The sequence below is a fragment of the Endozoicomonas sp. GU-1 genome (genome assembly GCF_027366395.1).
In the GTDB taxonomy this organism is placed as follows: Bacteria; Pseudomonadota; Gammaproteobacteria; order Pseudomonadales; family Endozoicomonadaceae; genus Endozoicomonas.
The window spans coordinates 5,589,150-5,613,941 of record NZ_CP114771.1 but is presented as its reverse complement, the minus strand read 5'-3'; the positions used below and the strand labels follow the sequence as shown (position 1 = coordinate 5,613,941).

General features: G+C 50.6%; 24 protein-coding genes and 2 tRNA genes. 14 read left to right on the top strand and 12 right to left on the bottom strand.

The genetic code is table 11. The features are described 5' to 3' along the window. Window positions 1-15 precede the first annotated feature (15 nt). The 3 genes from O3276_RS23585 to O3276_RS23575 all read left to right on the top strand — a co-directional run bounded on the left by O3276_RS23585 (window position 16) and on the right by O3276_RS23575 (window position 3,460). The gene (locus tag O3276_RS23585) at window positions 16-1,578 is read left to right on the top strand and encodes an FGGY-family carbohydrate kinase (RefSeq protein ID WP_269673491.1); all 1,563 of its coding nucleotides are present in this window, start codon (window positions 16-18) and stop codon (window positions 1,576-1,578) included. A gap of 86 nt (window positions 1,579-1,664) precedes the next feature. Then, window positions 1,665-1,991: a type II toxin-antitoxin system HicB family antitoxin gene (locus tag O3276_RS23580; RefSeq protein WP_269673490.1), complete on the top strand. Its 327-nt coding sequence runs from the start codon at window positions 1,665-1,667 to the stop codon at window positions 1,989-1,991. 248 nt (window positions 1,992-2,239) lie between these two features. Further along, window positions 2,240-3,460, top strand: coding sequence for a flavin monoamine oxidase family protein (locus O3276_RS23575; protein WP_269673489.1), 1,221 nt, complete (start codon window positions 2,240-2,242; stop codon window positions 3,458-3,460). Between the two features lie 234 nt (window positions 3,461-3,694). On the opposite strand, the gene O3276_RS23570 is transcribed toward O3276_RS23575, so the two are convergent. The 3 genes from O3276_RS23570 to O3276_RS23560 form a co-directional block, all read right to left on the bottom strand. After that, window positions 3,695-5,014 (bottom strand): ATP-binding protein, encoded by a 1,320-nt coding sequence (locus tag O3276_RS23570; protein ID WP_269673488.1) that lies wholly within the window; start codon window positions 5,012-5,014, stop codon window positions 3,695-3,697. Window positions 5,015-5,281: 267 nt separating this feature from the next. Beyond that, window positions 5,282-5,644 (bottom strand): type II toxin-antitoxin system PemK/MazF family toxin, encoded by a 363-nt coding sequence (locus O3276_RS23565; RefSeq protein ID WP_269673487.1) that lies wholly within the window; start codon window positions 5,642-5,644, stop codon window positions 5,282-5,284. Then, window positions 5,644-5,910, bottom strand: a complete 267-nt coding sequence (locus O3276_RS23560) for an AbrB/MazE/SpoVT family DNA-binding domain-containing protein (RefSeq protein WP_269673486.1) — start codon at window positions 5,908-5,910, stop codon at window positions 5,644-5,646. The genes O3276_RS23565 and O3276_RS23560 overlap by 1 nt, the downstream gene beginning before the upstream one ends. A gap of 88 nt (window positions 5,911-5,998) precedes the next feature. Here O3276_RS23560 and O3276_RS23555 point away from each other — a divergent pair, with 88 nt between their 5' ends. After that, complete coding sequence (locus O3276_RS23555) at window positions 5,999-6,202, top strand: hypothetical protein (RefSeq protein WP_269673485.1); 204 nt, start codon at window positions 5,999-6,001, stop codon at window positions 6,200-6,202. A 154-nt stretch (window positions 6,203-6,356) separates the two neighbouring features. Here the strand turns inward: O3276_RS23555 and O3276_RS23550 are convergent, their stop codons facing one another. The 4 genes from O3276_RS23550 to O3276_RS23535 form a co-directional block, all read right to left on the bottom strand. Next, a complete protein-coding gene (locus O3276_RS23550) occupies window positions 6,357-7,610 on the bottom strand; it encodes an ATP-binding protein (RefSeq protein WP_269673484.1) in 1,254 nt (417 codons plus the stop codon). A 402-nt stretch (window positions 7,611-8,012) separates the two neighbouring features. Next, window positions 8,013-8,089, bottom strand: a tRNA-Pro gene (locus O3276_RS23545). A 95-nt stretch (window positions 8,090-8,184) separates the two neighbouring features. Then, a tRNA-Pro gene (locus O3276_RS23540) sits at window positions 8,185-8,261 on the bottom strand. Window positions 8,262-8,442: 181 nt separating this feature from the next. Then, window positions 8,443-9,807, bottom strand: coding sequence for a class II 3-deoxy-7-phosphoheptulonate synthase (locus O3276_RS23535; protein ID WP_269673483.1), 1,365 nt, complete (start codon window positions 9,805-9,807; stop codon window positions 8,443-8,445). A gap of 361 nt (window positions 9,808-10,168) precedes the next feature. Between O3276_RS23535 and O3276_RS23530 the strand changes: the two genes are divergently transcribed. Then, complete coding sequence (locus O3276_RS23530; protein WP_269673482.1) at window positions 10,169-10,417, top strand: hypothetical protein; 249 nt, start codon at window positions 10,169-10,171, stop codon at window positions 10,415-10,417. An 11-nt stretch (window positions 10,418-10,428) separates the two neighbouring features. On the opposite strand, the gene O3276_RS23525 is transcribed toward O3276_RS23530, so the two are convergent. The 5 genes from O3276_RS23525 to tadA form a co-directional block, all read right to left on the bottom strand. Continuing rightward, window positions 10,429-11,277: a sulfurtransferase gene (locus O3276_RS23525; RefSeq protein WP_269673481.1), complete on the bottom strand. Its 849-nt coding sequence runs from the start codon at window positions 11,275-11,277 to the stop codon at window positions 10,429-10,431. A gap of 299 nt (window positions 11,278-11,576) precedes the next feature. Next, the gene (locus O3276_RS23520; RefSeq protein ID WP_269673480.1) at window positions 11,577-11,885 is read right to left on the bottom strand and encodes a hypothetical protein; all 309 of its coding nucleotides are present in this window, start codon (window positions 11,883-11,885) and stop codon (window positions 11,577-11,579) included. A 69-nt stretch (window positions 11,886-11,954) separates the two neighbouring features. After that, window positions 11,955-12,425, bottom strand: coding sequence for an outer membrane lipoprotein (locus O3276_RS23515; protein ID WP_269673479.1), 471 nt, complete (start codon window positions 12,423-12,425; stop codon window positions 11,955-11,957). Window positions 12,426-12,466: 41 nt separating this feature from the next. Continuing rightward, the gene (purL, locus tag O3276_RS23510) at window positions 12,467-16,393 is read right to left on the bottom strand and encodes a phosphoribosylformylglycinamidine synthase (RefSeq protein WP_269673478.1); all 3,927 of its coding nucleotides are present in this window, start codon (window positions 16,391-16,393) and stop codon (window positions 12,467-12,469) included. 207 nt (window positions 16,394-16,600) lie between these two features. Then, a complete protein-coding gene (gene tadA, locus O3276_RS23505; RefSeq protein ID WP_269673477.1) occupies window positions 16,601-17,095 on the bottom strand; it encodes a tRNA adenosine(34) deaminase TadA in 495 nt (164 codons plus the stop codon). Window positions 17,096-17,341: 246 nt separating this feature from the next. Here tadA and O3276_RS23500 point away from each other — a divergent pair, with 246 nt between their 5' ends. The 9 genes from O3276_RS23500 to sctU all read left to right on the top strand — a co-directional run bounded on the left by O3276_RS23500 (window position 17,342) and on the right by sctU (window position 24,777). Continuing rightward, a complete protein-coding gene (locus O3276_RS23500) occupies window positions 17,342-17,848 on the top strand; it encodes a type III secretion system chaperone (RefSeq protein ID WP_101748737.1) in 507 nt (168 codons plus the stop codon). A 477-nt stretch (window positions 17,849-18,325) separates the two neighbouring features. Next, window positions 18,326-19,669, top strand: coding sequence for a type III secretion system ATPase SctN (gene sctN, locus O3276_RS23495; RefSeq protein ID WP_269673476.1), 1,344 nt, complete (start codon window positions 18,326-18,328; stop codon window positions 19,667-19,669). A 4-nt stretch (window positions 19,670-19,673) separates the two neighbouring features. After that, on the top strand, window positions 19,674-20,177 hold the full coding sequence (sctO, locus tag O3276_RS23490; RefSeq protein WP_269673475.1) for a type III secretion system stalk subunit SctO: 504 nt from the start codon (window positions 19,674-19,676) through the stop codon (window positions 20,175-20,177). A gap of 12 nt (window positions 20,178-20,189) precedes the next feature. Beyond that, complete coding sequence (locus O3276_RS23485) at window positions 20,190-20,963, top strand: type III secretion HpaP family protein (protein ID WP_269673474.1); 774 nt, start codon at window positions 20,190-20,192, stop codon at window positions 20,961-20,963. An 8-nt stretch (window positions 20,964-20,971) separates the two neighbouring features. After that, the gene (sctQ, locus tag O3276_RS23480; protein ID WP_269673473.1) at window positions 20,972-21,943 is read left to right on the top strand and encodes a type III secretion system cytoplasmic ring protein SctQ; all 972 of its coding nucleotides are present in this window, start codon (window positions 20,972-20,974) and stop codon (window positions 21,941-21,943) included. A gap of 57 nt (window positions 21,944-22,000) precedes the next feature. After that, window positions 22,001-22,669 (top strand): type III secretion system export apparatus subunit SctR, encoded by a 669-nt coding sequence (gene sctR, locus O3276_RS23475; protein WP_101748641.1) that lies wholly within the window; start codon window positions 22,001-22,003, stop codon window positions 22,667-22,669. Further along, the gene (gene sctS / locus O3276_RS23470; RefSeq protein WP_101748640.1) at window positions 22,662-22,925 is read left to right on the top strand and encodes a type III secretion system export apparatus subunit SctS; all 264 of its coding nucleotides are present in this window, start codon (window positions 22,662-22,664) and stop codon (window positions 22,923-22,925) included. The genes sctR and sctS overlap by 8 nt, the downstream gene beginning before the upstream one ends. Before the next feature lie 2 nt (window positions 22,926-22,927). Continuing rightward, window positions 22,928-23,719 (top strand): type III secretion system export apparatus subunit SctT, encoded by a 792-nt coding sequence (gene sctT / locus O3276_RS23465; protein ID WP_269673472.1) that lies wholly within the window; start codon window positions 22,928-22,930, stop codon window positions 23,717-23,719. Then, entirely contained in the window at window positions 23,716-24,777 is a 1,062-nt protein-coding gene (gene sctU, locus O3276_RS23460; RefSeq protein WP_269673471.1) for a type III secretion system export apparatus subunit SctU, read from the top strand. Before sctT ends, sctU begins: the two co-directional genes overlap by 4 nt. Window positions 24,778-24,792: the final 15 nt, after the last annotated feature.

Sequence of the window (24,792 nt, the reverse complement as noted above, 5' to 3'; positions counted from 1 at the left end):
AGAAGTGAGTGTGTAGTGAGTGATTCAGACTATGTGCTGGCCATCGACAATGGCACACAGAGCATTCGGGCCCTGGTATTTGACAGTGCCGGCAATGAGATCGCCAAAAGCAAAGTTGCGCTGGAGGCCTATTTTTCACAACACCCCGGCTGGGCAGAACAGCACCCTGACTACTATTGGCAGCAACTTGGAAAAGCCTGTAAAGCGTTATGGGACCAGGGCATTGTCACGCCCGGGCAGATCAAAGGTATGGCACTGACCACACAGCGCTACACCATGATTAACCTGGATGAAGATAAAAAGCCTTTGAGACCCGCCATTGTCTGGATGGATCAGCGCAAAGCCGAACCGGAAAAGCCCGTTGGTGGCCTCTGGGGACTGTTAATCAGGACCATCGGCCTGACCAGCCTGATCGAAGATCTGCGCGCCAAAGCCCGTGATAACTGGATCATACAACATCAGCCCGATATCTGGCAGAAGACCCGTCACTATGTGAATTTATCCGGCTACCTGACCTATCAACTGACTGGCGAAATGAAAGACGCCTGTGGTTCAGTGGCCGGTTACCTGCCCTATGACTATCGCCGTCAGAAATGGGCTGGCAAGCACGATCTGAAATGGCAACTGCTGGCCACCAGACGACACATGTTGCCGGAACTGGTACAACCCGGAGAGCAGTTAGGTCATATTACCGCTGAAGCTGCAGAGCATACCGGTCTGCCTGCGGGGTTACCAATGATCGCAGCCTCATCGGACAAGGCCTGCGAAGTACTGGGCGCAGGCGGTGTTGACCCTCATATTGGCTGTTTGAGTTTTGGCACTACAGCCACCATCAGTACGACAACGTCCCGATATTTTGAAACAGTTCCCTTTATTCCACCCTACACAGCGGCGATGCCAAAGCGTTACAACACCGAGGTGATGATTTATCGGGGCTTCTGGATGGTCAGCTGGTTTAAAAATGAGCTGGCCCAGGCCGAGCAGCGTAAAGCAAAAGAGTTGGGTGTAGAGCCCGAGCAGCTTTTCGATGCCCTGTTAACCCAGGTACCACCGGGCTCAATGGGCTTGATGATGCAACCTTATTGGTCCCCGGGCGTACGTCAACCCGGCCCCGAAGGCAAAGGCGCTTTTATTGGCTTTGGCGATGTTCATAAACGGGCGCATATTTACCGTGCAATTCTGGAAGGGCTGGCTTATGAACTGCGATCCGGTAAAGAGCAGATTGAAAAACGCAGTGGCACACCGATCACCCGATTACGAGTCTCTGGCGGTGGATCCCAGAGTGATGCCGCCATGCAACTGACGGCCAATATTTTTGGCATGGAGGCAGAACGGCCACACACCTACGAAGCTTCCGGCCTTGGGGCAGCCATTAACTGCTGTGTCGGCCTTGGCATTCATAAAGACTATAACGAAGCCATTGATAAAATGACCCGGGTGGGCGATGTGTTTGCGCCGGATCTGCCAACCATGCAGCTGTATGATCGTTTGTACAATGAGGTTTATAAAAAGATCTATAAACGCCTGCAGCCGTTGTATAAATCCATTCGGGATATTACTGGTTATCCGAAGCATTAAGTTTCTTTTGGCTTGTTAGGGGTATTGAAATCAGTATCAATGGTGCTACTACTTAATGGCAATTGAACGTATAGAGCAACAAAGCAATGAATAAATCCACCGACAAATACACCTATCGGGTCACCTGGTCTGAAGAAGATCAGGAATATGTGGGCTTGTGTTCTGAGTTTCCCAGCCTGAGCTGGCTGGAACAAGACCAGATAGCAGCACTGAACGGTATTCGGAAACTGGTATCAGACACCGTGGCGGATATGCAAGCGGCTAACGAGACAATCCCGGAGCCTTTTTCCATCAGGGACTACAGCGGCAAAGTGTTGCTAAGAGTACCACCGGAAACTCATCGACATCTGGTTATTCAGGCGGCAGAATCCGGTGTCAGTTTGAACCGTTATATTGCCAGCAAGTTGCACTGAGCAGCTGAAGGCAAATGGTTTTGTCCTCACTATCATCTACATTAATGACTATTTTTCCCTGCCGATATCCCCTTTGGTGATGCTCTTTTTCAGTCAGATATGCACTGTGGAATCAATCAGGGTCACTTCGTTGTTTCAGAAAGGTCATCACTGTTGCTCCCCGTGCTGGCATCATGAATAACAGACTGGTTCCTCCCATGATTTCATAACAACCAACCAGGTTCAATTGATCAGGATATCCAAAAATAATGAATCAGGAAGCCTACGAGACAGATATTGCGATTGTTGGGGCAGGAGTGGGCGGCGCTTATTCAGCATGGCGCTTAAGGGATAAAATTTCGGCTCCTGAACACCAGAAAATTGACCTGGAAGGGAAAAGGCTCTATGAGTACGGATGGTGGAGTCTGATGGATTGGGTGCTGTCCAGAGAAGCGATTGAACTGATCAATGATGCCGGGGGTTACGACGCGCCGTTTCGCAATTGGAATGCCGACGTGGCGATGGATGTCTTCAGAAATAATGCACCGGGCTGGGATGTTCCCTCAAGGATGATTGCAAGCGGCTTTCAATCATTACCCGAAGCCCTGGTGCAAGGATTTATTAATCAAGGAGGCCGGTACCACTCCCGTCACAGGTTATGTGCCATAACCCCATTTGAACAGCACGGACAGACCCGGGTTAAACTCGTGTTCGAGAATGCCCGGGGTAGCAGAATGGTGGTTAATGCCCGGCACGTCATTTTAGGGTTACCAAAACGCTCGCTGGAGCTACTGGATCAGGATTCAGTTCATTTACGCACCGCCGAAATACGGTCGGACATTGACTCAGTCATTTCAAAACCGACCATTAAACTTTATCTTGGCTACCCTTACCCTTGGAGGAAGGTGCTCGGGATCAGAGGGGGTAAGTCGGTGACTGACCTTCAGATCAAACAGTCCTATTATTTTGGTGTAGAAGAGGATCGACCTGCCGGTGAAGCTGGCAACACCAACGCTCTGTTGCTGGCAGCCTACACCGATGGCCGGGTGCTGGATTACTGGCATACCCTGGCCAGAGGGAATGAGTTTGCCGGAGCAGAGAACCCCTTTGTTCCGGTGGGACAGAGCCCTCTTCCCAGCGAGAGCCGGGCCACCAATAACCAGGTTGTGCAAGCCCAAAAGGAACTCAAGGCGCTTCATGACTTGAAATACATTCCGAAACCTTATACTGCGGCCTACATGGATTGGTCTCAAGACCCCTATGGGGGAGGATACAGTTTGTGGAAGCCCGGACAAAAGAGCCTGACTACTCAAAAGCGTATGCGCCACCTGCCCGGTTTACCCATTCACATTTGCGGTGACTCTTATTCCGATCTGCAAGGCTGGGTAGAGGGCGCATTGACAAGCACAGAACTGATGCTGGAAGAACATTTTCAACTGGAACGTCCGCACTGGATTGAAAAAGATTATTTATCCCGTTTTGCCGAGTAGCACGCTGAATTAGTCAGTTCCAGAGCACCTGAAGAGGAACCTGTTCCGGTCACTCTTGATGACAATTCAGAAAACTCCAGATTTTTTCATGATATGAAAGCTAAAGGTGTACCCGATCATGAAGGGCGATACTCAGGACAGAAAACCGAGACTGGCAGGAAGATTTGCATCTGCAAAGGATCATACGTACTTTTTATCTTCCATCCTCAAAAGTGAACCCCATGGATCAATTTTCTACAAAGTCTTTAACCTGCCTGCATAATATAAAGGCCAGGCTATGTTCTGCCCGGGCTGCTCAGTCCCTCCTGCTGAGCCAATTAATTTGACCGTGCGAGCAGGTTTGTAACGTGCTATATAAGTCTTCAGGCTCTTTGCCCGTGTGCGCTTGCCAGATTTCACTTCCACCGGGATGATCTCGCCATTATTGGTTTTGAAAAGAAACTCAATCCCAGCTTGCCTGAAGTCCCAGGAATAGACCGGATAACAGCCGGCGACTATTAACTCATTCTGAACAAAATTCTCTGCCAGATAACCTTTATACTCATAGCTTTGCTGACGATGCTCCTGATAACTGATATCCAGCATATATCCTAATACCCCTATATCGAACAGAAACAGTTTAAATAAATTGTCTTTCCGATAGGCAGATAAGGGCGATTGCGGTTTGCAGTCAATAGGGTAGCAGCGCGACACCAATTTGGTTTTCTCCAACCATTCAATAGGGCTGCTTAAATCCAGATAGCTGCGTTTACGTTCGATCACACCGCTAAACCGATAACGTTTAACCGATGCATCCATGTTTTTGGATAGTTGCAACGGCACATTACGAAAGACCCTTTCTATATGCTGTGCATTGACTTTGCCGCCATATTTACCAAAGTCACGAAGATAGCCGGATAATAGACTTCGGTGGATGTTTTGTATCCGGCTGCATCGCTCATTAATGCCACTGAACTTTCCCCCGTCAGCAAACCAGGTTTCTACTGCTTCAGGCATGCCGCCGACAAAATAATAATCCAGCAGCAAATCCCACAGTTTATTGTGAGAGGCCTGAATCTGGAGTCCTCGCCTGAAGGCTTCCAGAATTTTCTCGTTTCCCGATGCCATGACAAACTCTTCAAAAGACATAGGGAACAGCTCCAGAGCTTCTACCTTACCAACCGGAAACGAGTTCAGCAGACCAACATTTGAGCCAGACGCGCAGAGGTAAAGATCCGGGCGCTGCTCAGCAAAGAACTTCAACGAACTTAACGCTGCAGGACACTCGCCAATTTCATCAAAAAACAGAAGGTCATTATTGGGGTTAATATCAACACCCAGTTCCAGCTCAATATTCAGAAGTATGTCTTGTGGGTTCAGATTGGCACCAAACAGCCCTGCCAGGTTGGGGTTAGCCAGAAAGTCCAGCTTAAGAACCCGACGGAAGTGGTCTTTGCCAAAACACTCTTCGATCAGATAAGACTTACCCACCTGGCGGGCACCATCCAGTAACAGAGGTTTGCGTTTTGGCTGATTCTTCCAGCTCAATAGCTGGGTAATGAGTAATCTGTCCATGGTTATCGAACGTCATCCAAAGCGGTCACTTTGTGTTTATTATAGAATAATAATCGAATTTATATACTTTCTCATACATTAAAATACAATATTATGTATTTTTTAATAGATAAAAAGCCAATTCTTACTGAAAATTCAGATGTAATTTGCAGTAATCAAGGATTAGAATGGCGAACTCTTAGTTGATTTCGACAGGCCTCAGGGTAAACGCGGCCTGGAGAAATGCGGCAGTTGTTCAGAACCTGCTCTTAAGTAATTGTCTGGTGGTTAGTCAAGGAATGTTTCAGCACCAATCAGGGGCAGCAGTTTCAGGATCGCTTCCTTATATACGGCTTCATCCACCTGCCCAACCCGATCAGCCCGGCGATGCTGCCAGTCCAGGGTACGGATCAGCCCCGGAATAGCGAAGGATGGCTCTATATCCAGACCGCTGATCTCCACATTGGCGGGCCGTTTTTTCCCCTGGTAACTAATGAGAATACAGATAGCCTGACCAATGGCCTCGTTATAAAGGCGCGAAGAAAGCACCAGAGCTGGCCGACGCTTACCGATCTCGCTCCCCTTGCCCGGATCAAGCAGGACAATATCACCCCTTTCGGGTATGTAAACCCCGGAACTGGAGGAAGCCATCAAAAGTCCTCTTCCCTTGGCAGTGTATCTTCCAGCCAGTCACTGACGTTATTGTCTGCCAGTGTCTCCTGCAGACTGGCAACCAGCTCCTCTTCCGAATAAGGCAGAGGTTCGGCGGGAACCTTGCGGCGGATAAACAACCCGTCGGCATGGATCTCAACCTCAACCCCCATACCTTCTTCAAACCCGGGAATATCCCGCATCGGTCCGCTGATCCACAGGGCCAGACCATTGCCCCAGCGTTTGATGGTGGATTCTGTCCGCATGACCCTCTCTGCATCTACTATGTAGATACACCAGTATATACGATGTAGACACTTCGGCAAGACGGAGGTTCTCCAGTAAACAGTAACATTGCAAGCAGGCAAGGCTTTATTTCGCGGATTGAAGAATAGAGGGGCTTTTATTGAGGGCAAGGTTCAGCCGCATGAGGAAAGCGGGGATCCTATAGCAGCACGCTATCATATAGGATTTGAACAGGCTGCTTATGCAGCCTTTTGCAATCGTTTTACAGTTGCTGAAAGCCTTTCCTCTGCATGGCTTGGCAACTGCCGCTAACGGTTTCAGCGATAACTCTACTCTCTGGCACTTTGAGACCGGCAGACTCAATGGTCTCTCACCAGGTTCTGTCATACTTTGATTTCTTTATGCTGCGAAATGATTTTGTTCTCACTGTTTTTTGCACGACATACAGCTTATATTCAAATTATATTCAAAACAGACACCCTACCGGCAAAGCCACCAGTTTATCCGAAAAGGGCAGCACCCTATCACCGTTGTAAACAATTACCCCCCGCTGAATACTGCCCGTTGCAATTAGCATTTCCAGAGTCGTGAACATCTCTTTTTTGATCGTCATGCCTGCCTTGACCTCAATGCCTGTGGCCTGGCCATTATGCCCTGACAGAATAAAGTCCACTTCCCGCTGACTCTTGTCGCGATAGTGAAAAAGCTGGCAGTCCTGATCACTGATGGCGATAGACTTCAGTAGTTCTGAGCAGACCCAGGTTTCCATTAACGATCCCATAAGATTTCTGTCAGCCTTAATAGCTGCTGCATTTATGCCTCTCAGGGAACACAGCAGCCCAGTGTCCACAAAATGAACCTTTGCCTGTTTAATTGCCCGTTTGAGCTCATTCCGATGCCACCCGGGAATTCGCTTGACCAGGTAAAGGTTTTCAAGAGCTGCAACGTATTTTTGAACAGACTTGCTATCCATCTTTATCGCTTTACCAAGACTTGCATAGTTCAGCGCCTCAGAAGAAATAGAAGACAGTGATTTAAGCAGCAGCGCCATTTCATCCAGCTTTTGCAACTGAAAAACTTCTCTGATATCCCGCCGGATAATTGCATCGACATACGATCTGAACCAGCGAGTCCTGCGATTGGCAGAACGCTGTATTGCTTCCGGATAACCACCACACGCTATGGCCGAAATCACCTGGTCAAGCTCAAGCAGCGCCCCGTGCTGCGGAGCAAAATCCACAGACAGTAGCTGCCGGATAATATCATGCTCTCCCTTCCCGCCAGCAGGCCTCTGCATCAACTCACTCTGACTGAAGGGGTACAGGGTAATAAATTCTGCCCGACCAGCCAGCGAGTCAGCCAACGTCGGCAGCGTCATCAGATCGGCGGAGCCGGTGAGGATAAAAGCCCCGGGTTGACGATCTTCATCGACCAGCAGTTTGATCGTGCGAATCAATTCCGGAGCCCGCTGTATTTCATCAATAATGACGGGACGCGGTTGATTACGCAGCAAACCAATAGGGTCATTGCGGGCAACCGTCAGGATATTTTCGTCATCCAGAGTCAGATAACTGCTGGAATCCTCAGACTTGAGTGTCTCCAGCAGATGCCGCGCAAGGGTCGTTTTACCAGATTGCCGGGGACCGGTGATAATGGCTACCGGCGTATCCTTCAAGCATTCCCGCAAGTTACGTTCAATGGCTCTTGGTATGAAATCCATAGCAATCCAGTCATGACTAATATGGATTTCAGTTTAGACTAATATGGATTAAAAAATCGACCATTACGGATTTATAATCCGACTAAAATGGATTTTATTAATGGCTGATCTGGAATAATAACGCTATGCAAAAGTCTTTTAAAACGATGATCGAAGTGAAATTTTGACTGAAACTCCAGCACCCCAGATTGTCATAAACCATATCCGATCATGAAGGGCAGTATTCAGAACACAGAACCGAAACAGGCAGGAAGATTTACATCCGAAAAGCGCCCAAAATCAAGGGCTCAAGATAAGCTACAGTTGTTGCTTAAAATTGGCGTGGTGTTCTCACTTGTGTTCTCAAAAGGGCTTCAAATCAATAATTATTTATATGTAATTCTCGTAAGCCCTTGATTTCCTTGGTCGGCGTGAGAGGATTCGAACCTCCGACCCTTTCGTCCCGAACGAAATGCGCTACCAGGCTGCGCTACACGCCGAAGCCAGAGCTATTCTAGACATGCAGACGAAACTGTCAATGGCAGCAGAGAAGAATTCAATGAAGCTTTAAGAAGAGAAGTAAGGAAAGGAAAAATGGTCGGGGTAGAGAGATTCGAACTCCCGACATCCTGCTCCCAAAGCAGGCGCGCTACCAGACTGCGCTATACCCCGTCAGATGAAACCTATCATATTGTTTTTGAACGATAAGTCAACAGCTATCAGTAAACCATGTCTATTTTTTAAACTTGCTGGTTAAACAGAATATGTTAGCCGCATTAACAGTGCATCCAAAGCTAATGTCGTAATATCCCCCAGGATGATGCTAATGCGGTCTTGCATGGTTGAGCCTCAACTATACGCCATCTCTCAACGTGCGGCACTTCTTCAGGGTATCAGCAATCAGGAATGCCAGCTCCAGCGCCTGATCAGCATTCAGGCGAGGATCACAGTGGGTATGATAACGATTGCCCAGATGATCTTCGGTCACGGCGTTGGCACCGCCGACACACTCCGTCACATTCTGGCCGGTCATTTCAAAGTGAACGCCACCAGCATAGGTTCCCTCGGCGCGATGGGCCGCGAAGAACTGCTCAACTTCTGAGAGAATTTTCGACACTTCACGGGTTTTATAGCCATTGCTGGCCTTGTAGGTATTCCCGTGCATTGGATCACAGCTCCAGAGCACATTGCGCCCTTCATGCTGAACCGCTTTCAGCAATGGCGGCAGGCCTTTCTCCAGGTTGTCAGCCCCCATGCGGACAATGATGTTCAATTTGCCGGGAATATTCTCCGGGTTGATCCGGTCAATCAGCCGAATCAGGTCATCCGATGGCAGGGTTGGGCCGGCTTTCAAGCCAATCGGGTTTTGAATACCGCGGACAAACTCAACATGGCCACCATCGACCTGACGGGTTCGGTCACCCACCCAGAGCATATGGGCTGAACAGTCATACCAGTTACCGGACAGGCTATCACGGCGGGTCAGCGCCTGTTCGTAAGGCAGCAACAACGCCTCATGGGAGGTATAAAAGGCAGTTTCACGGATGGTGGACGAATGCTCTGCTGAGATGCCACAGGCTCTCATAAAATCCAGCGATTCATCAATTCGGTCAGCCATGTTGCGGTATTGATCAGTCTGTGGGCTGTTTGCAACAAAGTCCAGATTCCAGGCATGCACCTGTTCCAGAGAGGCCAGGCCACCCTGGGCAAAAGCTCGCAGCAGGTTCAGGGTGGCAGCCGCCTGGTGATAGGCCTGCAGCATTCTCTGGGGTTCCGGATTACGAGCCGCCGGGGTAAACTCGGTGCCGTTAATGATATCACCGCGATAGATCGGCAATTCAACACCATTGATGGTTTCAGTACCGGACGTTCTTGGCTTGGCAAATTGGCCGGCCAAACGCCCTACCTTGATCACCGGGCAGGCAGCACCAAAGGTGAGCACCACCGCCATCTGCATCATGACTTTAAAGGTGTCACGGATATTATTGGCCGAGAATTCCAGGAAGCTTTCTGCACAGTCTCCCCCCTGCAGCAGAAATGCTCTGCCTTCGGTCGCTTCTGCCAGGCGGTTTCTCAACTCATTCACTTCACCCGCAAAAACCAGCGGTGGCATGGCAGCCAGTTCCTGTTCAACCCGGCTCAATTTTTCCTGGTCGGGATATTCCGGCAGCTGGAGCAACGGCATATGTCTCCAGCTATCAACAGTCCATGAATTCATTAAGTCACCAGCTCTTTCACACTCGCTAAAAACAGTCATTCTACCTGAATACATCATCAAGGCTGAGAGGTTTTTCCATGAATAATTATGGAAGATATATCAAGAATTATCGCTGATTAGCCGAACTTAAGACTTTACATAACCTATCTGGTTTGTTATAAGTTTTGACCGAACAATAATACGTATACCTACTTATCACTATGAATTTTTCACTGCTTGCCACGATTACCATGAAACCCGGCACCATTATGATGCTCCGGGGGGGTTATCGTGGATAGCTGAAAAGCAGAAACGAGCCCCCGCACCCTGACCGGTCCGGGGGCTTTTTTATGACCATTTGCCACTGACAGGAAATGACAGCGTGAACGAGTTGAACCTTCGACTGATCACCACCAGTGATCCCGGCAGCCTTGAACAAATTCTCCAGTGCAGCAGCGAGAACGGGTTACACCTGAAAAGTTTTGTTGCTGAGCTGAACAGCAAAAAGGATCAGTATGAAATCAAGATGTGCATTTCCGGTTTTACCAGTCAGCATCAGATTGTTGGCAGGCTGGCTCAGCAGAAACACATCCGTGAGCTGAGCCCGATAAAATCCCGAGGGTTGCTCTGAATGATGCGAAGCTATTGGCCTCTGGCGACAGGATGCCGGGGGTCTGTTATCCATTCACTCCATGAGCCGGGATACAGTGTGGCACCTGACAAACCCGCAAGCTCCATGGCAAAAATATTGTGGCAGGCGGTAACACCGGAACCACAGTAGAAGACAGGCCGGGAGTCGCCGCCAACCAGTGCAGTAAATAGTTCCCGCAAGTGATCCGCTGAAAGAAAGCGGCCATCTTCATCCAGGTTTTTGGCGAATGGATGGCATACCGCCCCGGGAATGTGCCCAGCCTGCGAGTCCAGGGTTTCTTCCTCTCCACGGAATCGTTCATAAGCCCTGGCATCAATCAGTTTATAACTAAGGCTACCTTCAGTTTCTATCTGCGCCATAAGATCCTGCGCTGAAACCGTTGGCATATGTCCCATGGTAAAATCAGCCTGACTTTCTGCCACCTCAGACACATCGTTGGTCACAGGATAACGGCCCGCCTGCCAGGCTTTCATGCCGCCATGCAGAATCATAGCCTGAGAGATACCCGCCCAGCGTAACAGCCACCAGGCCCTGGCGGCCATGGCATGACCGCCATCATCATAGACAACGACCTGAGAGTGCTTATCCATTCCCCAACGACGGAGTGTTGCCTGCCAGTCTGCCGACTCGGGCAGTGGGTGCCTGCCGGTTTTACCGGGAATAATTAAACCGGAGAGATCTGCTTCAAGATCAGCATGGAGCGCTCCCGGAATATGTCCCTGGTGATACATAGTCCGCCCCTGTTTCGGGTCGGCGAGACTGAATCGAGCATCCAGAACCACCAGGTGTTGATCGTTCAACAGGGTAGCCAGCATCTCCGGCTCTAATAATAAAGGCATCACTTACCTCTGTCTGACTGCTAACACACCACTATGAAACATTTATGAAGGTTTACTGTTCTTGCCACACAGTAAAAAAATGATAGCGGCTTTGCAACCAGTCCTGATAACCGTGGTTCGAATGGAGGAATAGTTCAGAGGAAAGAGAAGTTAAGAAGAGAAATAAAACCCGCCAGCAGAGCTGGCGGGGTCACATCCGTGTGACAAGTGCATCCATGCAAGGTTTACGTTATCAATACACTCGTGATGGCAATAGCAGTGATTACGCGAAAAAATGTGAGACATGTCTCACATTTTTATCATTTTCCGGTTGCGGGCTTGTCCACTACCTTGTCATCACGAAGCACTTTTTCCGAAAGCAGGTTGCTCAACTCGCCGTTATCCGGCGTTTCCAGAATGATTCGGGTTTCTTCGGAAGACTCGTCAAATTCGATGCCCGGAGAGTAAGCAGGCTCTTCCACCGGCGTGTCTATGACCTCCTGCTGTATCGGAATGACTTCCGTTACGGGCAATGGTTCAGGCTTATCCTTTTTAACCAGGAAAAACCAGCCAGTCACACCCAGAGCCAGAAGAGCCGCCAGCACTACTGCAATTGTCTTGTTACTCATGCCCATCCTCACCCATAGCCGGAAAGCTGCCAAAACTTATGAGCGGAGATGAATCCCCGCTCCACCAAACTATCGCATTCGAACAACCCGAGTCGTGTTTCCCTGCGTCAAAATCTTTACCGAATCACCCACCTGTAAAGGTACTTTTGGGTCAACCTCCTGAACCACTGAAATATATTTTCCACTATCAAGCCGGATGGTCATCTCAATACCCTGCTGTGTGGTCAGCTGTTTTTCAGCCCTGCTCCCCAGCACACCACCGGCAACGCCGCCCAGGATAGCGGCAATATCACTGCCTCTGCCACCGCCAACACTGGATCCTGCAATACCACCAATGGCGGCACCGGCCACAGTACCCACAGCACCTTCAGTGCCTTCCAGTGTTACATATTGCAGCTCGGAAACAGTGCCAAAACTGACCTGCTGAATTCGCCGGGCCTCACTGCTTGAATAGGTTGTCCCTGTGCTGTCCGTCATACACCCTGACAGCAGAGCGGCAAAAGTGAGGGGCAATATGGCCCAATAGCGTCTCAAATTCATGTCGTTAACTCCTTTTGGGAAAACAGGAAAGACCTTTCCTGTTAACCGACCCAGACCCGTGCGTTCCGGAACATTCTCATCAACGGTGCATCTTCACCCCAGTGTTCCGGGTGCCAGCTGTTTTGAACTGTACGGAATACCCGCTCAGGATGGGGCATCATAATGGTGACCCGACCATCGGCGGAAGTCAGGCCGGTAATTCCCTGCACCGAGCCGTTGGGGTTGTAGGGATAACGTGTGGTGGGCCTGCCCTGGTTATCCACAAACTGCAATGACACCTGACCACTGTTCGCCAGCCGCTCCAGGTGAGACGGATCAGCAAACTCGGCATGCCCTTCCCCATGAGCGACAGCAATTGGCATACGAGCACCCTCCATCCCCCGGAAGAAGATTGAGTGGCTCTTCTGAACCTCAACCATCGCCACCCGGGCCTCAAACTGCTCAGACTGGTTGCGGACAAAGTGAGGCCAGTAGTCAGCACCGGGAATCAGGCCATGCAGATTGGAGAGCATCTGACAGCCGTTGCATACACCCAGGGCAAAACTGTCGCGACGATCAAAGAAACGGGCAAACTGATCACGGGCCTGTTCATTGAAAAGAATGGACTTGGCCCAACCTTCTCCGGCTCCCAGCACATCCCCATAAGAGAAGCCACCACAGGCCACCAGACCTGTAAATTCATCCAGGGTGCGTCGACCGGACAGGATATCACTCATGTGCACATCAACTGTTTTGAAACCGGCCCGGTCAAAGGCTGCCGCCATTTCTACCTGACCATTGACGCCCTGCTCCCGCAAAATGGCCATGGCTGGACGAACACCAGTGCTGATATAAGGAGCCGCCACATCCAGAGAGATATCGTAAGGCAGAGAGGCATGAAGCCCGTCATCACGATCATCCAGCAGGTTATCGAACTCCTGTCGTGCACACTCGGCATTGTCCCGCAGCGCCTGAATGCGATAACTGGTTTCTGCCCACCAGCGCTGGAACTTGATCCGGCTTTCACTGACCAGCTCGGTTCCATTGAACCGAAACGATACCCGCTGGCCAGCAGCCAGGGTACCGATGGTGTGAGAACAGGCAGCAAGACCATGCTGAGCCAGGATATCCTTAACAAGGCCTTTCTCGCGGTGGCGCATCTGGATAACCGCACCCAGCTCTTCATTAAACAGAGCTGGCAGAACCATGGACTTGTTGCCCGCCAGCTTATCCAGATCAACCGCAATACCGGTATGCCCAGCAAACGCCATCTCAATCAGGGTGGTAAACAGGCCACCGTCGGAGCGGTCGTGGTAGGCCAGCAGCAGGTCTTTATCCATCAGTTCCTGAATGGCATTAAAGAATCCTTTCAGATCTTCCGGAGAGTTAACATCCGGTGCCGAGTCACCTAACTGACCATAGACCTGGGCCAGTGCTGAACCACCCAGTCGGTTGTGGTCACGACCAAGGTCAATCAACAGCAGATCAGTATTACCCTGATCCGTCCTCAGTTGGGGCGTCACCGTCTTGCGAATATCCCGAACCGGGGCGAATGCCGAGATAACCAGAGACAGTGGTGAAGTGACACGCTTATCTTCCCCATTTTCCTGCCATTGGGTGCTCATGGACATGGAATCTTTACCCACCGGAATAGCAATGCCCAGTGCCGGGCAAAGCTCCATACCCACGGCCTTAACCGTATCAAACAGGTTTTCATCTTCACCGGGATGACCTGCTGCGGCCATCCAGTTGGCCGACAGTTTGATATCGCCGATTTTACCAATACGGGCAGCAGCAATATTAGTAATCGCCTCGCCAATCGCCATGCGGCCTGAAGCAGGGGCATTGATCAGGGCAAGCGGTGTGCGTTCGCCCATGGACATAGCTTCGCCGGTATAGCCCTGAAAAGCCGTTGCGGTCACCGCGCAGTCTGCCACAGGTACCTGCCAGGGGCCCACCATCTGGTCACGATTAACCAGACCGGTAATGGTTCGGTCGCCAATGGTGATCAGGAAGTTCTTGCTGGCAACCGATGGCAGTTTTAATACCCGCTCCATCGCTTCCAGCAGCTTAATGTCGCTCAGGTCCAGGGGATCACGCTCGAAGGACTGACGTTGAATCTCACGGTGCATCCTGGGTGGTTTACCCAGCAGTACATCCAGCGGCATATCCACCGGGTGATTATTGAAGTGGCTGTCATCCACCAGCAGCCGCTGCTCTTGGGTCGCCTCACCTACCACGGCATAAGGGCAACGCTCCTGCTGACAGATTTCCTCGAAGCGTGGAAGGTCTTCGGCCGCTACCGCCATCACATAACGTTCCTGGGACTCATTACACCAGAGCGCCAGCGGCGACATGCCCGGTTCATCATTATGAATGGCGCGCAGCTGGAAGTGACCGCCCCGGCCACCATCACTCACCAGTTCAGGCAGCGCGTTGGAGAGACCACCGGCCCCCACATCGTGAATGAATGCGATGGGGTTCCTGTCCCCCTGCTGCCAGCAACGATCGATTACCTCCTGACAACGACGCTCCATTTCCGGGTTGTCTCGTTGCACACTGGCAAAGTCCAGGTCTTCCTGACCTTCACCCGATGTCATGGAAGAGGCCGCGCCACCACCCAGGCCAATCTGCATGGCAGGACCGCCCAGGACAATCAGCCTGGCACCCACCGGGATCTCCCCTTTTTCAACGTGTTCAGCTTTGATATTGCCAAGCCCACCGGCCAGCATAATGGGCTTGTGATAGCCACGAACCTCATAACCTGCAACGCCTTTGACGCTGGCCTCAAAGGTACGGAAATAGCCACACAGGTTTGGACGACCAAACTCATTATTAAAACCGGCACCGCCCAATGGGCCATCGATCATGATTTCCAGCGGCGAGACAATGCGGTCTGGCTTGCCATAATCCTGTTCCCAGGGCTGTTTATAGCCGGGAATGTTCAGGTTAGATACGGTGAAACCGGTCAGACCTGCCTTGGGTTTGGATCCCTTACCGGTGGCACCTTCATCACGAATTTCGCCACCAGATCCGGTGGCGGCACCCGCCCAGGGTGCAATGGCCGTCGGGTGGTTGTGGGTTTCTACCTTCATGAGGATATGAATATCTTCCTCGTTGAAACCATATTCACGGCTATCAGATTCCGGGTAAAACCGCTTTGCCTGGAAACCTTCAATGACCGAGGCGTTATCTTTATAAGCTGACAGCACCCCTTCACTGTGCAGGGCGTGAGTATTTCGGATCATCTTGAACAGGGAAAGATCCTGCGCTTCACCATCAATACTCCATGAGGAATTAAAAATTTTATGCCGACAGTGTTCCGAGTTCGCCTGGGCAAACATCATCAACTCAACATCCGTAGGATCCCGTTGGAGTTTTTGATAGCTCTCTACCAGATAGTCGATTTCATCCTCAGCCAGTGCCAGGCCCAGGGAGGAGTTAGCCGCAGCCAGTGCCTCCCTGCCGCCTTCCAGCACGGACACCGTGGTCATTGGAGCTGGCTCGGCCACAGCAAACAGTTTGGTAATTTCACCCTCATCACGAAAGACGGCCTGGGTCATCCGGTCATGGAGCAAATCTGCAATCCGGGTTTCCTGATCTTCTGATAAACGGGTATCCGCAAACACCACAAACCGAACGCCTCGCTCGATTCGCTGGATCATACCGAGGCCACAATTGTGAGCAATATCGGATGCTTTACTGGACCAGGGGGAAATCGTGCCCGGACGGGGAACCACCAGAAATTCTGATCTGTAAGAAAAGCTGTCAGGCTCTGTCTGTTGAATCTTTGAGCCGTAAGTCAACAGTCTGGCCAGAATATCAGACTGCCTCTCACTCAGACCTTGTGCACAGGACGACTGGATTTTCACATAATGCTGGAATTCAGCAACAACACAGGAAATCTCTGGTACTTGGCTCTGCAGCTGAGCAAGCAACTTTTGACGGCGGAACTGGGAAAGTGCAGGGGTGCCACGCAGTATCAGCATGTTCTGGTCTGTCCTCGGGCCAATTAACAGCTAGTGAGGAGCTACAGCCTGGGTGAGCTAATAATAAACATCAGGAAGCCCGGATGAGTGGCCACTTCCTGATTGGATTACAAGCCAGTCCTTATGCTTTAGCCTCTCAACTCAGGGGGATATTCAAAGGCTGCCTATAATAATCGAAACCAGCCTTCGGAAACCAGCAGTCACAGGCTATTTATCAACAAAAGGCTGCTTTCCCCGCTGTTCACGAATCTGCTGACGGCGAAAACGAAAAAACTCGCTGATCATCCCACTGCATTCATCCTGAAGGACACCTCCGGTAACCTCTACCCGGTGGTTCATCTGAGGCTGTTCAAGAACCCTTGCGGCACTGACAATGGCACCGGCCTTGGGTTCTGTTGCACCGTAGATCAGGCGACGAATCCGACTGTGGACAATCGCACCTGCACACATGGTGCAGGGCTCCAGCGTAACATAGAGGTCACAATCCAGCAGACGGTAGTTGCCAATGGCTGCAGCCGCTGACTGAAGTACCAGAATTTCAGCATGAGCAACGGGATTACAGGATGAAATAGGTTGATTACACGCCCGGGCAATAATCTGACCCTCCTTAACCACGACTGCACCGACGGGCACCTCGCCCAGGGTACGGCCTTTATCAGCTTCCAGCAGGGCTGCTTTCATCCAAATGGTGTCATCAATCACAAACTTTCTACCAAACCTGACAATCTTGAGCGATTTTGCATCATGAAGTAAAACGGCAGGCTTTTCATCCCCTGATTGGCGAATTTATTTTCAGCTTTTTATGAAATGTGACAATCCGCCGATTAAATCTATGGAATTTTTTCCCATGGCGAATGTCTGAGCTATATATAGTGTCTAAGCTATAAATAGCCTATCAAAAATAAATTGCTCAATTATGAAAAATAAATCACTGGAGGGAAGGGCCTGATGTCTTTCAAGCAGAATGTAGAACAGCATCTACAACACTTTGCCCAGAGCATCGGCCTGGGAGAACTCAAATTAAACGAACACGATGCCTGCGGGTTGTGTTTTGACGACACCCTGATCGTGAACATGGAGTATCTGGAAGATGATGAGGCGCTGGTATTTGTTGCTTCTGTTCGACCCATGATTACCCATGACAGTCCGGAGAAAACCACACTGCTGGAAAAAATGTGTTCACTGAACCTCCAGCACCACAGTATGCAGGGTGCCTTTCTGGCCTTGAACCATGACAAAACTGAAGTACTGCTGATTCGCTCCCTGCAGGCTTCCTGTGATTATGGTTTATTCGAGTCCACCCTGGAAAAGTTCGTCAACACTCTGGAATGGTGTGTCAGTGAGCTGGATGAGTCCAAGCAGGACCAGACCTCTTCAACATCCACCCCTCCCCGCCCCCAGAGTGGTCCCGGAGGAGCTCCCGGAGGCCCCGGCGATATGGGAATGATGGTGTAACTCCCAAAATACCCAATACCATGAAGGGCTTTTACAGCCCTTCTTTTATTTTACGTCCCCTATCTGCATTTATTTTACCAACACCATTTCAGCTCGAAATCATCAGGCCGAAAGAGAAATAGCAGCCTGTAATGGATTCGGGAATCCTTTATCCGGTTTTTCAGCCACGTATTGAGTAGAGCAACTATACTCTGCCGCGTCTGGATAAGTAGCTGGCCATATGGAATCACATATTTCTGGCTACTTGGCAGGTGCTATGCGAGGCACAACGGAGGGAGCATAGCCGTAGCTATGTGACCGGAGTTGTAACGAAGCAGAGTGCCTGAACAAGGAGTCAGAAATATGTGATTTCATATGGTTAGCTACTTAATAACTCCATGCTGTCAGGGCAGGTAATGCTGCATTTACCGAGCATGGAAAATAGAAGGATCTCGATAGCAGCATATCCATAGCAAGAAAAATAATGGAGGCATCACGTTGGCCCAAACTTTTAACTATCTCACAAATGCGCTGCAAAGCACCGTGGAAAGCGGCAGGCTGATTGATATTCGTGGCCGTGTTACTGAAGTACAGGGAATGATCATCAAAGCGGCGGTGCCTGGAGTCAAAATCGGTGAGCTCTGCGAGCTGGTATCCCCCAATAACCCGGATGACAGCGACCGGAACTCATACGCCGAAGTGGTCGGTTTCCAGGGACATGAGACGGTACTCTCCCCCCTGGGTGAAATTATGGGGATCTCCTCCACCACTGAAGTTATTCCAACCGGCAAAGTACACCACGTAGCCGTTGGCCCTCACCTGCTGGGGCATGTGCTGGACGGTATGGGCAACCCACTAAACCCTGACGCATTTAATGGCGTTGAGCCTGAAGCCCATTACCCGGTTTATACCGATGCCCCCGACCCCATGACCCGAAGAATTATTGACCACCCCATTCCCCTGGGCGTTAAAGCCATTGATGGCGTTCTAACCTGTGGTGAAGGGCAGAGAATGGGGATCTTTGCAGCGGCCGGTGGTGGTAAGAGTACCCTGTTGTCCATGCTGGTTAAGGGAGCGGAAGTGGATGTCACCGTACTGGCCCTGATCGGTGAACGGGGACGGGAGCTGCGGGAGTTTATCGAGCACGACCTTGGCCCGGAGGGGGTAAAGAAGTCAGTTATTATTGTGGCGACCTCCGACAAGTCCTCCATGGAGCGTTCCAAAGCCGCGTACACCGCAACAGCCGTTGCTGAGTTTTTCCGTGATAAAGGCAAACGGGTTCTTCTGCTTATGGACTCTGTCACCCGTTTTGCCCGTGCCCAGCGTGAGATCGGACTGGCCGCCGGAGAACCACCGACCCGTCGTGGTTTCCCGCCTTCGGTATTTGCCACCCTGCCCAAGCTGATGGAGCGCACCGGGATGTCAGATGTAGGCTCTATTACGGCCCTCTACACCGTGCTGGTTGAAGGGGATGACATGACCGAGCCGGTAGCGGATGAAACCCGCTCGATTCTTGATGGTCATATCATTCTCTCCCGAAAGCTGGCTGCATCAGGGCACTATCCGGCCATTGATGTGCTGGCCAGTGCCAGCCGTGTAATGAATGCCATTACGACCGAAGACCACCGGGCGGCGGTCAGTCGGGCAAGAGCCCTGATGTCCAAATATGAAGATATTGAGTTACTGGTCAAAGTCGGGGAATACAAACAGGGGGCTGACCCACTGGCCGATGAGGCGATTCAGAAAATTGAAACCATCCGCTCTTTTCTCAAGCAGAGAACGGATGAACTGATGCCCCTCGACCAGACAATTGCCCAACTACAGCAAATCGTAGGTTACTGAGAAGATGCTGCATGATCTGCTGAAGGTTAAAAATATCCGGGAGGAATCGGCTGAACGGGAGGTGAAGCGCTGTCAGCATGAGCTGGATCTCGCCCATCAGGAGGTCGAACAACGCAAGCAGGAAGTGGCACAACGTCAACAGGATCTGGAAGAGTATGTTGTATGGCGCAGTCAAGAAGAACAGCGGCTATACGATAACATTATGAACACCAGTGTTCAGCAGCATGATCTGGATCTGCTGAAGCAGAAAGTTGCCATGTTACGGGAGAAAGATGCCTCCCTGGAACAGGCCATTGCCGATGCAGAACAACGGGTGGTAGAAGCACAACAAGAGGTAGTCAAAGCGGAGCAGGTCCTGGAAGAAGCGAGACAGGCTCACTTTAAAGCCAAGATGGCTGTGGAGAAGTTTGAGGAGTTCTGCAAGGTTCAGGATGAGGAGGCTGAGAAAGAAGCCAAACGTCTTGAAGATCTGGAAATGGAAGAATTTACCGTTAAATCCAAGGAATAGGAGTTAATCATCATGTCAACACACGGCGTGAATCAAACCAGTACTCAGCCAACCCCACCCCCGCAACAGAATGATGCTAACCAGCAAAGTCGCAATGTATCCGATAAGCAGGCTAATGACTTTGCGGATCGCATGGCAAAAGAAAAGCGTGGCAAAGAGAAAAAAACGGGTGGCGATAAGGAGCAAAGCCTGGAAAGTCTGGAAAGCCTGCTGGCCGAGCGGAACAAAAACTCTAAAAATGCCATCAGGGGACGCCAGGAAAAAGGTTCTCGCGAAGGTTCTCAGGAAGAGAAGGGTAGTGAGAATATGTTCCAGAATGCGCGCGATGGCTCTGAGCATGTCATGGTCAATAACGCTCAGAACCCGATTAAAGCTGATACCCAGCTTCGTGAGATCCAGCAGACCAGCAGCGTAAAAGAAGTTGATACGGCACTTCAGAAGATGGCCGATCAAATACAGGTGTCTGCCAAGGATGCGGTGAATGGGGCAGAAGTTCGCATTTCCCTGAAAGACAATGTGCTGCCGGGTACCGAGATCAGAATCCAGAGACACGGTGGCGAGTTGACAGTCACCATGAACACCACATCAGCAGAAGCCGGAAATTTTCTGGCCCAGCATGAAGCCAACCTGCAGAAAATGCTGGCTGAGCGATTCTCCAACGACAAGGTTCAGGTAAATATCAATATGTCAGGTGGCGATAACCAGGACAGTGATGGTCGCTCCCGTAACCAGTATGCGGCAGAAGATGATAACGACCAGAACTCTCCCAGAAACGACCGGGCATAGGTTGAACCATGGCAGCAGAAACTCTTGATCTACCCTCTGTCTCACCGTCGCAGCTGCTGCTTGGCCAAATCCTCAGCAACCGCCAGACAGAGCTTGCACTGCCGGTTAATGAGGACAGGTGGGACATATCCCTGGGCAGTATTGCCCCGGAAACCATGCCTGCTATCTGCATGCAGCTGGAAATCAATCACCAGCCCGTTTCTCTGTACACCGGCAGTGCCTTCATTGACCTGATCATGCCGGACAATCTGAACAGCAAGATACTGCTGAAACTGCCAAAAGACTTGATGCTGGCCGCCCTGGGGAACAGGCTGCAAAACCTGCTGGAGCATCTGATGCAGGGGCTTGGCATTGCCATCCAGTTCACTGACCTGGCACCGAATAAAGATAAATCAAAGCGTGCAGAACTGGCGATGAATATTCGGATAGGCGGTACGCAGTACCCCATTTACCTGGAAAGCACGCCCATTGTTTTTGAGCTGCTCAAACTGCTGCCCACTCATATCCGGGAGCAATCCACCGATATACCTATCTGGGCAGGTCTTGAACTTGGACGGGCAAAACTGTCTAAAGAGGAAACCAGCGCCCTGGGTGTCGGTGACATTGTATTTTTTAATTACCACGTCACCGGGCAGCAGCTGATTATCAGAGTTAACCCGGATACGGCTTTCATCGGGGAAGCAGAGGGTTCTCACATCACCATCAAGCACAGGATGGACTCAATGGAAGACGATCAAATGCATCATGAACAGGAGCCTATCGACCTGTCAGATATTGAGATTGACCTGGTATTCGAAGTGGGGCGGCAGCAGTTCACCGCACAGGAAGTCCAGTCTCTTCAGCCTGGCCATGTGTTTGAGCTGGATCGTCCCATCGAACAACCGGTTAAGGTTCGTGCCGGCGGCAAATTGATTGCCGAGTGCCAGCTGGTGCAAATAAATAATCGACTGGGTGCACGTATTACCAGAATTGTCGACTGACTGACCACCTAAACAATAACGTCTCTTGTTCATACTCTGAGACTGGAAAAGGCGACTATGGAAAGCGGCGCAATTACTCTCACCAGTCCATTTTATCTGATGATCCCACTGGCGCTGATGGCGCTGGTGCCCTTTCTTGCGGTGATGGGTACATCCTTCCTGAAACTGGTGGTGGTATTTTCCATTCTCAGAAACGCTACCGGTCTGCAGCAGATTCCTCCCAATATTGCCATGAATGCCCTGGCCATTATCCTGACGCTTTACATCATGGCACCGGTAGGTTTTGAGGCATGGGATATCGCGCAAGAGGAGAACATCAGCTTTCAGGGTGAAGACAGTAGAGAGCTGATGAATAACATCGAACTGCTGATAGCCCCCTATCGGGACTTCCTGAAAAAAAATACCACGGAGCGGGAAAGAAACTTCTTTCTGAAAACCGCAAGAATATTGTGGCCAAAGGCGTACCAGGCACAACTGAGCGCAGATGACCTGGTGGTTCTGATGCCGTCCTACTGTATCACGGAACTGACCAAGGCGTTCGAGATTGGCTTTCTGCTCTATTTGCCGTTTATCGTTATTGACCTGATCGTCTCTAACATCCTTCTCGCCATGGGTATGATGATGGTGTCACCCATGACCATATCCCTGCCCTTCAAGCTCTTGCTGTTCGTACTGCTGGATGGCTGGACCCGGCTAATCCACGGACTGGTGCTAAGTTATGCATGACCCGCATATACTGACACTCACAGCCCAGGCACTCTGGCTGACACTGTTACTGTCCATGCCTCCTATCATCGCGGCATCGGCGGTTGGCCTGCTGATCAGTTTGATTCAGGCACTGACCCAGATTCAGGAACAGACACTGCCATTTGCCTTCAAACTGGTCGCGGTCATTATCAGTATCTTCCTGACATCCCGCTGGATGGGCATCGAGGTCTATAACTTCTCAGTGGCCGTGATGGATATGTTCGAAAGGCTCTGACCATGATCCTGCCCATTGATGATCTGAAAGAGTGGTTTTACATCCTGTCAATGGGGATGCCTCGCATCGTTGCCATGTTTACCGTTCTGCCCATGCTGCACAAACGGAACCTTGGTGGGTCCATGATTCGCAACGGCATCTGCATGAGCCTGGTACTGTTCATGCACCCCATGCTGTCTGAGACCAAACCCGACGAAACACTGACAATCTACGACACCGGTGGCATCGTGATCAAAGAAGTGTTTATCGGTGCCATCATGGGTTTCGTCCTGGCGATCCCATTCTGGGCAATGGAAGCTGCCGGTTTTTTTATTGATAACCAGCGGGGTGCTTCCATGGCCAGTACCCTCAACCCGTTTTCCGGCGCAGAAACCTCCCCGATGGGCATCCTGTTCAGCCAGGCCTTTATTGCCATGATCATGACCAGTGGGCTGTTTCTATTGATGCTGGAAAGCATGATGCTCACCTATCAGGTCTGGCCGGTTTTCAGCTACTTCCCAAATATCAATCAGGACGCGGTGACGTTTTTCCTTGGCCAGTTTGACCTGATTATCAAACTGGCCATGTGGCTCTCTGCGCCGGTCATCATCTGCATGTTCATCACCGAATTCGGCATTGCCCTGATCAGCCGGGCGGCTCCCCAGCTGAACGTGTTCATCCTGGCCATGCCTATTAAGTCTGGTGTTGCCCTTGCTATTCTGGTGGTTTACATGGGAACCATTCTGGAATTATCCCAAAAGCACATGATGGGAATCCCCGAGATGTTTGAATCGTTGGGAGTGATCTGGAAATGAGTGCAGAAAAAACCGAACAGCCCACCCCCAAAAAACTCCGTGATGCACGGCAAAAAGGCCAGGTCGCCAAAAGTAAGGAAGTGTCCGGCACCTTTAACCTTATCGCGGTACTGGCAACGCTCTGGTACATGAGTGACACCTTTATTGACAAGATCAAGCAGATGGTGGTGTTTCCCACGTTGAGCTATAACGAACCCTTTGAAGTCTCTTTCAAAATTGTTACCCACGGTATTCTTGGTTTAACCATGGACCTGCTGATTCCGCTGGTTGCGGTCTCCATGTTTTCCGCCATTATCGGCAACGTCATGCAGTTTGGCCTGCTGTTTGCGCCTGAAGGCATTAAACCGGATATTAGCAAAATCAGCCCGGTTGGCGGGTTGAAAAAGATTTTCGCCATGAAAAACCTGATGGAGTTTTTCAAGTCGGTGATCAAAATCCTGTTTCTGTCATTTGTTGTGTATTACGTCATTTACAGCAGTGTGGGCGACATGGTTGACATGCCCTATTGCGGCACTTCATGCATATTACCGGTCGCTGCCCATCTGATAAAAAAGCTGCTGCTCTACGCCATGGTTGCTTTCGTGATTATTGCCGTCCTCGACTATATGTTTGAGCGCTACAACTTTATGAAACAGAACCGGATGAGCAAGGATGAGGTCAAACGGGAGCATAAAGAGAGTGAAGGCAGCCCGGAGATCAAAGGTAAGCGGAAGGAAATTCATCAGGAAATACTCAACCAGGCGGAAAACACCGGCAAATCAGACGTGGTTATTAAAAACCCGACCCATCTGGCCATTGGTTTGCAGTACCGCCAGGGTAAGACGCCACTGCCTATTGTCACGGTAAAAGGTCGTGGTGGTCATGCCCGGTTTATTATCAAAATTGCTGAAAAAGAAGGCATTCCTGTTCTTGAAAACGTACCACTGGCGCATGCCCTGTTTCATTTAAACATTGCCGATTTTATTCCCGGCGAGCTGATTGAGCCCGTTGCCGAAGTATTCCGCTGGGTACAGGAAATTAAAGAGCAGGAAAATGAGGGTGAGTCGCCCGGCGAGTAGCTGACCGAATGAAAT